This is a genomic window from Herbiconiux gentiana, from assembly GCF_024978135.1.
Lineage (GTDB): Bacteria > Actinomycetota > Actinomycetes > Actinomycetales > Microbacteriaceae > Herbiconiux > Herbiconiux gentiana.
Genome location: NZ_JANTEZ010000008.1, coordinates 51,063 through 62,161 on the forward strand (window position 1 = coordinate 51,063; position 11,099 = coordinate 62,161).

At 72.5% G+C, this 11,099-nt stretch carries 9 protein-coding genes; 6 read left to right on the plus strand and 3 right to left on the minus strand.

Annotated elements, in window-relative coordinates:
* Positions 1-23 precede the first annotated feature (23 nt).
* Both NVV95_RS16375 and NVV95_RS16380 read left to right on the plus strand, forming a co-directional pair.
* Positions 24-182, plus strand: a complete 159-nt coding sequence (locus NVV95_RS16375) for a hypothetical protein (protein ID WP_259487622.1) — start codon at positions 24-26, stop codon at positions 180-182.
* Positions 182-454, plus strand: a complete 273-nt coding sequence (locus NVV95_RS16380; RefSeq protein ID WP_259487623.1) for a hypothetical protein — start codon at positions 182-184, stop codon at positions 452-454. Before NVV95_RS16375 ends, NVV95_RS16380 begins: the two co-directional genes overlap by 1 nt.
* A gap of 62 nt (positions 455-516) precedes the next feature.
* Here NVV95_RS16380 and NVV95_RS16385 read toward each other — a convergent pair whose 3' ends face one another.
* Together NVV95_RS16385 and NVV95_RS16390 are read right to left on the minus strand one after the other, a co-directional pair.
* On the minus strand, positions 517-1,518 hold the full coding sequence (locus tag NVV95_RS16385; RefSeq protein WP_259487624.1) for a LacI family DNA-binding transcriptional regulator: 1,002 nt from the start codon (positions 1,516-1,518) through the stop codon (positions 517-519).
* On the minus strand, positions 1,515-3,062 hold the full coding sequence (locus NVV95_RS16390; protein ID WP_259487625.1) for a glycoside hydrolase family 43 protein: 1,548 nt from the start codon (positions 3,060-3,062) through the stop codon (positions 1,515-1,517). The genes NVV95_RS16385 and NVV95_RS16390 overlap by 4 nt, the downstream gene beginning before the upstream one ends.
* Before the next feature lie 172 nt (positions 3,063-3,234).
* Here NVV95_RS16390 and NVV95_RS16395 point away from each other — a divergent pair, with 172 nt between their 5' ends.
* Genes NVV95_RS16395 through NVV95_RS16410 form a run of 4 tightly spaced genes read left to right on the plus strand, consistent with a single transcriptional unit; the run spans position 3,235 to position 8,752 of the window.
* A complete protein-coding gene (locus tag NVV95_RS16395; protein ID WP_259487626.1) occupies positions 3,235-4,518 on the plus strand; it encodes an extracellular solute-binding protein in 1,284 nt (427 codons plus the stop codon).
* A 19-nt stretch (positions 4,519-4,537) separates the two neighbouring features.
* A complete protein-coding gene (locus tag NVV95_RS16400; protein WP_375163855.1) occupies positions 4,538-5,512 on the plus strand; it encodes a carbohydrate ABC transporter permease in 975 nt (324 codons plus the stop codon).
* The gene (locus tag NVV95_RS16405; protein ID WP_375163854.1) at positions 5,509-6,417 is read left to right on the plus strand and encodes a carbohydrate ABC transporter permease; all 909 of its coding nucleotides are present in this window, start codon (positions 5,509-5,511) and stop codon (positions 6,415-6,417) included. The genes NVV95_RS16400 and NVV95_RS16405 overlap by 4 nt, the downstream gene beginning before the upstream one ends.
* A 31-nt stretch (positions 6,418-6,448) precedes the next feature.
* The gene (locus tag NVV95_RS16410; protein WP_445727694.1) at positions 6,449-8,752 is read left to right on the plus strand and encodes a beta-xylosidase/alpha-l-arabinosidase; all 2,304 of its coding nucleotides are present in this window, start codon (positions 6,449-6,451) and stop codon (positions 8,750-8,752) included.
* Between the two features lie 41 nt (positions 8,753-8,793).
* Here the strand turns inward: NVV95_RS16410 and NVV95_RS16415 are convergent, their stop codons facing one another.
* Positions 8,794-10,995 carry an FAD/NAD(P)-binding protein gene (locus NVV95_RS16415; protein ID WP_259487628.1) on the minus strand — a complete coding sequence of 734 codons (2,202 nt, stop codon included), beginning with the start codon at positions 10,993-10,995 and terminating at the stop codon, positions 8,794-8,796.
* Between the last annotated feature and the right edge of the window lie 104 nt (positions 10,996-11,099).

An 11,099-nucleotide genomic window follows, 5' to 3' on the forward strand; every position in this document is an offset into this window, starting at 1 on the left:
CATCTAGCTTTCGAGGAGACATCATGAACGAGAACACCGCCGCCGGCTTCGACAACGTCCTTCCCTTCGTGCGCCCCGAACAGCTCGTGCACCCCGACCTGGTCGGCTACGTCAAGCGCACCTTCCGGTTCCTCGACCCGGAGCACGCCGCGCGCTTCGACGACGCTCCCGACGCAGCCTGATGTTCGACCCGTCGCTCGCCGACGTCGCGGTCGTCGTCGAAGACGACGGCCGGTGGCGTCTCGACGTGCGCCGCTTCACGGGCGACGTGATCGCGACCACTCCGCTGCACGTCGACGGGGCCTTCCAGCCCCGTGTGCTCGCCCTGGTCACGCGGATGCTCGCCCGGTGGGACGTCGCCGCGAGCGCCGAGTGGGACGGGCACCACGGCACCTGGTCGGCCCTCCTCAACCCCGCCCCCGCCGTCGGTCAGCGGCCCAGCCCGGTCGTCTGAGCCGCGCCCGGCGGTGTGAGCCCCGGCTGGCCGTGTGAGCCCAGCTACGCCGACGCCGACGTCTACACCAGCGGCGGCCCGGTCGTCGCCCGCCGCACCAGTCGCGTCGGCAACGTGATGTGGGTGCGCTCCGGCGTCTCCCCCGCCAGCAGTCCGATCAGCAGCTCGGCCGCCGAGGCACCGATCGACTGCATCGGCTGGCGCACCGTGGTCAGCGGCGGATTCAGCCTCGCCGCCTCGGGCACGTCGTCGAAGCCCACCACCGAGAGATCGCCCGGCACGTCGAGCCCGAGCTCGGCCGCCGTCTGGATGGTCGCGATCGCCGAGAGGTCGTTCGCCGCGAACACCGCAGTGGGCCGGTCGGGTGACGAGAGCAGCGAGGTCGCCGTCTCCCGCGCGATCTCTTTCTCGTAGAGGCCGACCCGCACGAGCGAGGGGTCGAACGGGATGCCCGCCTCCTCAAGCGCGCGCCGGTACCCCGCGTCGCGGAGGTTCGACGAGCGGAGGTCGGGCCGGCCGGCCACGAAGGCGATGCGTCGGTGCCCGAGCTCGATCAGGTAGCGCGTCGCGAGGAGGGCTCCGCCGAAGCTGTCCGACTCCACCGTCGGCAGATCGGCGCGACCCGTGTGCGGGTCGACGGCGACGATCGGCACGTCGGAGGTCACCCCGACCACGGTGGGCGTCACCAGGATCGCCCCGTCGATCAGCGTGCCGCTCAGCCGGCTCAGCGACCGCCGCTCCCAGCCCGTGCTGGCGTTCTGCCGGGAGCCGCTGTAGGCGAGCAGGTCGTAGCGCGAGTCGTGCAGCGCCGCCGCCACCCCCTTGAGGATCTCGGCGCTGAACGGCTCGAAATCGGCCACCAGCACGCCGATCACGCCGGTGCGTCGCGAGCGCATGCTGCTCGCGATCAGGCTCGATTCGTAGCCGAGCTCCTCCACCACCTGCAGCACACGCTGCGTGGTCTCGGCCGAGATGCCGTAGCGGCCGTTCACCGCCTTCGACACCGTCGAGACCGAGACGCCCGCGGCCGCCGCCACGTCGTGGATCGTGGGCCGCCCGCTCACGGCCGCACCACGAGCCGGAAGTCCGACGCGGTCACCACTTCGGACGGCGGCCCGACGGCGATCGGCCCCACCCAGGCGCCGACGAAGTCGCGACCCGCCTCGGGCGCGAGCTCCGTGAGATCGACCTCGGTGAGCAGGGCCCCGTCGACGGATGCGCGGCCGCCCAGCCCGTCGATCGAGAGCTCTAGGCGCGCCTCCCCCGACCCGCTGGCCGACCCGGTCGCGAGCACCGACCGCTCCCCCGGGGTGAGCCGGAGGCACTGCACCACCCCGCCCGCGTCCACCGACAGCTCGAGCAGCGCCCGCTCCGACACCCGCAGCAGCAGTCCGCCGCGCCCGGCCGAGCCCGGCGGCACCCGGATCGTGACCGACACGTCGACCCGCTCACCGGGCAGTCGACGCCCCAGGAACGAGCGCGGCCCCACCTCGGCGGGCTCCCCACCGCCCCGGAGCGTCAGGACCCCATCGGCCTCGAGCTCGGCGAACTCGACGGGGTGGCGCCCGACGCCCGTCCAGGCCAGGTCGAGCGCGCCGGCCCCGAAGCCCGCCACCACCAGGGGCGCCGCGGCCGGAGGCGCACCGCCTCCCGCCGTCGACACCTCTCGCTGCACCCGCCCCACGCCGGGCGCGAAGAGCGGCCGGCCGTCCTCCCACTCGACCGGCACCAGGCAGGTCTCGCGCCCGAGCAGCCCCTCGCGCACACCACCGTCGCCGGCCGCCACCGGGCGGGTCGCGAGCACCGTGGCCCACCAGGCGCCCGTCGCATCCTGAACCAGATCGGCGTGACCGACGGCCGCGAACTCGCCGCGGCGCCCCAGCTCGCGGTGGCTGAGCCGCGGGTTGCCGGGGTCGCTGACGTAGGGCCCGGTGAGCTCGTCGCCATAGGCCACGCACACGGCGTGCTCCCCGGCCGTTCCCCCCTCGGCGGCCAGCAGCATCCACCCTCCCCCCGGGCGGCTCAGGATGCGCGGCCCCTCGGCCCAGACGGCACCGATCATCGCCCCGCCCCAGATCACCGTCGGCACCCCGAGCGGCTGGAACGTCGTGGGGTCGAGCTCGACCAGCCAGACGTCGGTCTGTCCGGCCCAGCGCGCGTCCGCCGCCGGCCGGGTGCCGGTGAGCCACAGCCGATCGCCGTCGACCGTCAGGCACGGATCGATGCCGCCGACCCCGTCGATCCAGACCGGATCCGACCAGGGTCCCCGCGCATCCGTCGCGGTCACCGCAAAGTGCCCGGTGCGCCCCGGCCAGGAGCCGTCGTCGGGCCCCACGACGGTGCAGACCACCACGAGACGGTCGCCGATCACCCGCACCGACGGCGCGAACAGGCCGCGCGACGACTCCAGCCCGGCGAGATCGAGCTGCCCGGGCCGCTCGATGGCGTGGCCCACCTGCTGCCACTCGACCAGGTCGCGGGAGACGTGCACGGGCAGGCCGGGCAGGTACTCGAAACTCGAGGTGACCAGCACGAACTCGTCGCCGAAGCGGCACACGCCCGGATCGGGGTGGCAGCCGGCGAGAACCGGATTGCGGTAGCGGGCCATCGTCGGCTCCTCTCGATGATGGCTCAGCCTAGACCCACAGAAAACAGTTTCGAAAACGTTTGACGACCCGGCGAGCGCTTGCGACACTGAGTGCGCCCGGCCGAGCCGGGACCCCGACCACCCATCCGTCCACAGCGGATGCATCTCAACGAAGAGAGAGCAGGTTGCACTCATGAAACGCTCGAAGATCCTCACCGGATGCGCGGCGCTCGCCCTCAGCGCCCTGGCCCTGTCGGGCTGCGCCCCGAGCTCCGGCGAATCCTCCGACGGCAGCGTCACGCTGACCTTCTGGCACAACTCCACCACCGGCGACGGAAAGAAGTACTGGGAGGACACCGCGGCCGCCTTCGAGAAGGCGAACCCCGGCGTCACCATCGAGGTGCAGTCGCTGCAGAACGAGGAGATGGACGGCAAGCTGCAGACCGCCCTGAACTCCGGCGACGCCCCCGACGTGTTCATGGCCCGCGGCGGCGGCAAGCTCGCCGACGTCGTCAAGGCCGGCCAGGCGATGGACCTCAGCGACGGCATCTCCGCCGACGCGAAGGCCGCCGTCGGCAGCTCGCTCTCGGCGTTCGAGGTCGACGGCAAGAACTACGGCATGCCGGTCTCGGTGCTCCCCTCGGGCATCTTCTACTCCTCCGACCTGTTCTCGCAGGCCGGCGTCACGACTCCTCCGGCGACGATCGCCGACCTCGAGGCCGCCGACGAGAAGCTGAAGGCGGCCGGTATCGACCCGATCGCCGTCGGCGCGAAGGACGCCTGGCCCGCCGCGCACTGGTACTACAACTTCGCCCTGCGCGCCTGCTCGAAGGACGTGCTCGACTCGGCCGCCGAGAGCCGCAAGTTCGACGACCCGTGCTGGCTGAAGGCGGGCGAGGACCTGCAGGCCTTCATCGACACCGCTCCCTTCAACGACGGCTTCCTGACCACCGCCGCCCAGCAGGGCGCCGGATCCTCGGCCGGCCTGCTCGCCAACAAGCAGGCGAGCATGGAGCTGATGGGCGCGTGGGATCCCGGAGTGATCACCTCCCTCACCCCCGACGAGAAGCCGCTGGCCGACCTGAAGTGGTTCCCCTTCCCCGAGGTCGAGGGCGGCGACGGCGAGCCCGGCGCCATGATGGGCGGCGTCGACGGGTTCTCCTGCTGGGTGAACGCGCCGAAGGAGTGCGTCGACTTCCTGAACTTCATGGTCGAGAAGTCGAACCAGGAGGCCTACGCCGACGCGTTCCAGACGCTCCCCGCCTCGCAGGACGCTCAGAGCGTCGTCAGCGACCCGGCCCTGAAGGACGTGCTCGCCGCCTACAACGAGGCCCCCTACGTGGTGGTCTGGCTCGACACGCTCTACGGCCAGAACGTGGGCAACGCCCTCAACGTCGCCGTCGTGGACATGTTCGCCGGCAAGGGTGATGCCGCGAGCATCGTCGACGCCGTGAACGACGCCGCGGCGAAGTCCTGAGGCGCGCGCCGTGGCTACCGTGACCGCACCCCCGCTGACGCCGACATCGACGCCGACGCCCGGGCCGTCGACGGGAGCCACGGCGCGCCGTCGCCGCTGGGCGACCCGGGGCGAACTGGCCCTGCTGCTCGGCCCCGCCCTGATCGTCTTCTGCGGCTTCGTCATCCTGCCGGTGGCGATGGCGGCGTACTACGGATTCTTCAGCTGGTCGGGCTACGGCCCGGCGGTCGACTTCGTCGGGATCCGCAACTACGTCACCATCCTCACCGACCCCGACTTCCACGAGGCGCTCGGGCACAACGCCTTCATCGTCGTGATGTCGCTCGTGCTGCAGGGCCCCCTCGCCCTGGGGCTCGCCCTGCTGCTGAACCGCAAGCTGCGGTTCCAGTCGGTCATCCGGGTGCTGATCTTCGTGCCCTACGTCATCTCCGAGGTCGTCGTCGGTCTCGGCTGGGGGCTGATGCTCCAGTCGAGCGGCGCCGTCAACGGTCTGCTCGACAAGACCGGGCTCGGTGCCTTCGCCGCCGACTGGATCTCGGAGCCCGGCCGGGCGATCTGGACCCTGCTCGTCATCATCACCTGGAAGTACATCGGCTTCGCCGTCATCCTCTTCCTCGCCGGGCTCCAGGGCATCCCCGAGGAGCTCTCCGAGGCGGCGGCCATCGACGGCGCGTCGTTCTGGCAGATCCAGCGGCACATCGTGCTGCCGCTGCTCGGCCCGACCGTGCGCATCTGGGCGTTCCTGTCGATCATCGGGTCGCTGCAGCTGTTCGACCTGGTCTGGATCATCTGGGGCCAGTACGTCGCCTCCACGGCCGGCACCTCGACGATGGCCACCTACATGGTCGCCAACGGCCGCAACGCCGGCAGCTACGGCTACGGCAGCGCGGTGGCCGTCGTCATGTTCCTCATCTCCCTCGCCGTGGCGCTGCTCTACCAGCGCTTCGTGCTGCGCCGCGACACCGACGGCGCCCTCACCGGAAGCAGCAAATGATGGCAACCCCCACCCTGCAGAAGCCGGTGACGGAGCAGTCGACGACCAGGCGCGCACCGGCCGCATCCGCCGCCCCCGTCGGCACCCGGCGCCGCTCGAGCAGCCTCGTGATCTACTTCGTCGCGCTCGTGCTCGTCGGCCTCATGCTCGCGCCGATCGCCTACATCATCCTCGGCGGCTTCCGGTCGAACTCCGAGATCACCGTCGACCCCGCCGGGCTGCCGGTGCAGTGGAACTGGTCGAACTACTCCGATGTGCTCGGCAGCGGCGTGTTCTGGGGCCAGATGGCCAACTCGACCATCGCGGCCGTGGTGACCACCCTGTTCGTCGTGGTGCTCGGCCTGATGGCGGCCTTCGCCCTCTCGCGCTACGCCTTCCGCGGGCGCGGTGCCGTGTACGCCCTGTTCACCGCCGGTCTGATGTTCCCGATGACCGTGGCGATCACGCCGCTCTACATCCTGGTGCGCGACCTCGGGCTGATGAACTCGCTCGCGGGCGTCATCGTGCCGCAGATCGCCTTCGGGCTGCCGGTGACGGTCATCGTGCTGGTGCCGTTCCTCTCGGCGATCCCGCGCGAGCTGCAGGAGGCGGCGTCGATCGACGGCTGCAGCCGCCTCGGCTTCTTCTGGCGGATGGTGCTGCCGCTGGCGGTGCCCGGCGTGATCACCGTGGGCATCCTCGCCTTCGTCGCGAGCTGGAACTCCTACATCCTGCCGCTGTTCATCCTCAACAACGAGGCCGCGTTCACGCTGCCGCTCGGCACCCAGGCGTTCGCGTCGCAGTACTCGGTCGACACGGCGAAGGTGCTGGCCTTCACCTCGCTGTCGATGATCCCGGCCCTCATCTTCTTCAGCCTCTTCGAGCGGCGCATCGTGGGCGGTCTCACGGGCGCCGTCAAGGGCTGACCCTCTCCTGCTAGCCGAAAGCGAACCCGTCGTGACCACTCCCCTCCCCGCCTCCGACCGTGTGCACGGGCTGCTCGCCCAGATGACGCTCGAGGAGAAACTCGCCCAGCTCGTGGGCTTCTGGGTCGATCAGAGCGACGACGCCGTCGCGCCGATGGCCGGAGACATGAACACCCGCGGTCTCTACCGCGACGCCGTCGAGCACGGCATCGGCCACCTCACCCGGGTCTACGGCACCCGCCCGATCGACCCGGTGGAGCGGGCCGACTGGCTCTGGGCCGAGCAGCGACGGCTCGTCGCGGAGACCCGGCTGGGCATCCCGGCCCTCGTGCACGAGGAGTGCCTGACCGGGCTCGCCGCGTGGAAGGCCGCGACCTTCCCCACCCCGCTGGCGTGGGGCGCCGCGTTCGACCCCGAGCTGGTCGAGCGGGTCGGCGCCGCGATCGGTCGCTCGATGCGCGAGGTCGGAGTGCACCAGGGGCTCGCGCCGGTGCTCGACGTCGTGCGCGACCCCCGCTGGGGCCGGGTCGACGAGTGCATCGCCGAGGACCCGTACGTCGTCGGCACCATCGGCACCGCCTACGTGCGCGGTCTCCAGCAGGCCGGCGTGCACGCCACCCTGAAGCACTTCGCCGGCTACTCGGCCTCGCAGGCCGGCCGCAACCACGCGCCGGTGCACCTCGGTGCCCGCGAGCTGGCCGACGTGTTCCTTCCGCCGTTCGAGATGGCGATCCGCGAGGGCGGCGCCCGCTCGGTGATGAACTCGTACACCGAGATCGACGGGGTGCCGGTCGCCGCGAACGCCGCCCTGCTCACCGGTCTGCTCCGCGACGGCTGGGGCTTCGACGGCACCGTCGTGTCGGACTACTTCGCCGTCGCCTTCCTGGCGAGCATGCACGCCGTCGCCGGCTCGCTCGGCGAGGCCGCCCGGCTCGCCCTCGAGGCGGGCATCGACGTCGAGCTGCCGACCGGTGACGCGTACCTGGCGCTCGCCGAGGAGGTGCGCGCCGGCCGCGTTCCCGAGAGCCTGATCGACCGCTCGGTGCTGCGGGTGCTCGGCGAGAAGGAGGAGCTCGGCCTCCTCGACGAGACCTTCGACGAGGCTCCCACCACGATCGACCTCGACGATGCCGAGCACCGGATGCTCGCCCGGCAGCTCGCCGCCGAATCCGTCGTGCTGCTGAGCAACGACGGCGTCCTCCCGCTCGCGCAGCCCTCCCAGGTCGCGGTCATCGGGCCCAATGCCGATTCGGCCGAGGCCCTGATGGGCTGCTACTCCTTCGTCAACCACGTGCTGGCGCACCACCCGGGAACCCCGATGGGCATCGAGATCCCCACGGTGCGCGCCGCCCTGGCCGACGCCCTCGGTTCCGCCGCCACCGTGACGTACTCGCAGGGTGCCGACGTCGAAGGCGACGACCGCTCCGGCATCGCGGCGGCCGTCGCGAGCGCCCGGGACGCCGACGTGGCCGTGGTCGTCGTGGGCGACCGGGCCGGCCTCTTCGGCCGCGGAACCGTCGGCGAGGGCAACGACGTCGAGAGTCTCGAGCTCCCCGGTGTGCAGCGGCAGCTCGTCGAAGCGGTCGTCGCGTCGGGCACGCCGGTGGTGATGGTGGTCGTCACCGGCCGGCCCTACGCGATCGACTGGGCGATCTCGGGCGCCGCGCGCCCTGCGGCCGTGCTGCAGGCGTTCTTCCCGGGCGAGGAGGGCGGCACGGCTCTCGCAGACGTGATCTCGGGAGCCGTGTCGCCGAGCGGCCACCTGCCCGTGTCGCTGCCGCGCTCGGCCGGCGCCCAGCCCTTCTCCTACCACCACCCGATCCTCGGCGGCGCCTCCGAGGTCACGAGCGCCGACAGCACTCCCGTGCTGCCGTTCGGCCACGGCCTGAGCTACACCACCTTCGAGCGCTCCGAGCTGACCGCCGATGCCGAGGTCACCGCCGGTGACGCCTTCAGGGCCTCGGTGCGCATCCGGAACACGGGCGACCGCGCGGCCACCGACCTCGTGCAGCTCTACGCCCGCGACCTCGTGGGCAGCGTCACCCGACCGGTCGCCCAGCTGCTCGGCTACCACCGGGTGGCGCTCGAGCCGGGCGAGGAAGCGGTGGTGCGCTTCCGGGTGCCGACCACCCGGCTCGCCTTCAGCGGTGTCGACCTCACGCGCATCGTGGAGCCGGGCGCGGTGGAACTCTGGGTGGGTCCGTCGTGCGCCGAGCGCGAGACCGAGACGGCGCTCGAGATCGTGGGGGCCGTGCATCCGGTCACGGTCGACGACGAGCTGCTCGTGGCCGTCGAGGTCGACCGGATGCCCGCCCGCGCGGTCGCGCAGGCCTGACCCCGCGCGTCAGCGGGGCCGCCGGTCAGCGGGGCCGCGGGTCAGCGGGGCCGGGCCGCGAATTCGCCCCAAAGGCGGTCGGTGAAGGCGTCGGGCGGGAGCGGAGTGGCGTTGTCCGCGGCGGGTGCAGCGGGCGCAGCCAGCTCCGGCGCCGCGAGGTCGGCGAGGTGGCGGAGGAGTGCGCGGGCCACGCGGTCGTTCTCGCGGCAGGCGACCGCGTTCGTGCGGGGGCGGGAGAAGGCGCCCACGAAGGGCGAGTTCGTGTACGGGCCGATGGCGTAGCTGCGGCCGGAGGGCTCGTCGGCGTGTAGCACCCGGCGGTCGTCGGGGCGCACCGCCAGGCGGCCGGTCGGCGCGCGGAAGTGGGCGTCGTGGGCGACGTCCTCGACCGCGGCGCCCGCGTCGAGCAGCGCGCGCAGCAGTGCGTTGTCGCTGCGGGTCACACTCGTCTCGGGCAGGCGGGCGTCGACGAGGGCGCTGGCGGTGACCTCCTCGTGGTCGGCGGAGCTCGCCCGGAACACCCCTCCCTCCTCGTCGGCCTCGACCCGCAGCCCGGCGCCGAGGAAGTGCACCACCCCCGCCTCCGACAGCGCCAGCAGCTCCTCGAGCCGATGGGCGGGCGGGCCGCTCGCGATGAAGCTGAACCAGCCGAGCCACCAGCCGTTGATGTCCTCGACGCGCGACCGGGCCGTCCACGTGGGTGATGAGACGATCTCGGCGAGGGCGAACAGCGAGGTGAGCAGCGCGATGAACAGCCCGAGGGTGGCGCTGTGCTCGGGCCGGGTGCGCAGGCGCAGGTCGCGCTCGATGTAGTCGCGCACGCGCTGCTGCAGGTCCTCCGCACCGTCGGCCGGGAAATCGAGCGGATGATCGAGCACACGATCGAGCGGACGATCGAGGGTAGGCAGGAACAGCCGGTCGATCTCGTGGATGACCGCGTGCTCGATCAGCTCCGTGAGCGCCGCGGCATCCCGCCGCACCCGCTCCTCGTCGGCCGCGTCGCTCACCACCGGGGCGGCGAAACCGCGACCGCACGGCACTGCCGCCGGCGAACCCGACGCCGTCGCCGCGATCGACGCCCGCGGGTCGAGTGCCTCGAAGCGCGCCGCGAACTCGGCCCAGCCGATCCGCACCCGCTCCGGGTGGCCGGTCGCCAGCTCCCGGTAGTAGCCCCAGAGCATCTCCTGCGCGATCAGCGGCCAGACGTCGGCGGCGAAGTCGAGCGAACCCCGCGACGCCTCGAGCTCCGCGGCGACCGCGGGGGTGAAGAAGCGCCCCGTCGGGGCCTCGCCGGCGAGCGCCGAGCCGATCTTCGAGTGGTACGGCACCCCGCGCCGTGAACCGATCAGGATGCGCGGCTCCCGCCCGGAGGGCTCGTACCTCAGCCGCCCCTCCTCCCGGCGGAACACTCCCCCGCGCCCCTCGGTGAGCAGCACGATCAGGTCGACCGCCGCGAGCCCGAAGCCCCGCACGATCAGCCGCTGGCCGGGCACGATGGCGCGGGTGTCCGCGTCGGCGGTGAAGGCCGGTGGCAGGTAGTAGAGCTCTCGGCGCCGGGCGAAGTCGATCAGCCGGGCGTGCTCGGGCTGCGGATCGGCGCCCGTGTGACCCAGGGAGTACAGCACGAGGTCGACGGTGAGGGCCCGGCCCCGGTCGAGGCCGACGCGGCGGCGGCCATCCGGCAGCTCGGTCACCGCGGTCGCGCGGGCCCGGTGCTCGCGCACCTCGACGCCCGGGCCGAGTGCGGCGAGCGCCTCCTCGTGGAACCAGCGGAGGTAGAGGCTCTGCAGGCGCCTCGTCGGGAAGCTCGCCGGCCCGAGGTGCCGCAGCTCGGCACGCAGGGCGTCGTCGAGGCGGTCGGCGGGCACCCGGATGCTCCCCGAACGCACCCGGTCGACCCACTCGATCAGCGAGGGCCCGGGGCGCACCGGCCCGTCCACGGTGGAGGTCTCGTCGGTGAACATGGTGACGTCGGCCGCCATCGAGTTGAGTTTCAGCAGCGGGGACTGGTCGTGCCGCCAGATGCGGCCGGGGCCGGCCGGGTGGGGGTCGACGAGGTGCACGACGAGCGCCGGAGCGCCGTCACGGGTGCGCCGGTCGCGGCCCCAGAGCTCGTCGAGGTTCGCCGCCAGGCGCTCGAGCACTCCGACACCCCGCGGGCCGGCGCCGACGATCGCGATCGAGACCGGGGCGGCGGGGCGGGTGGGGGCCGGGTGCGAGGGGGCCGGGATACGTGCGGACATGCCCCGAGGATCGCCCGCGCATCCGCTCGATGCGAGCACTGTGACCAACCATGACGCAGGTTTCGCTTTGTGAACGCGGTTCGTTGGCGGGCGGCCCCCGGCGC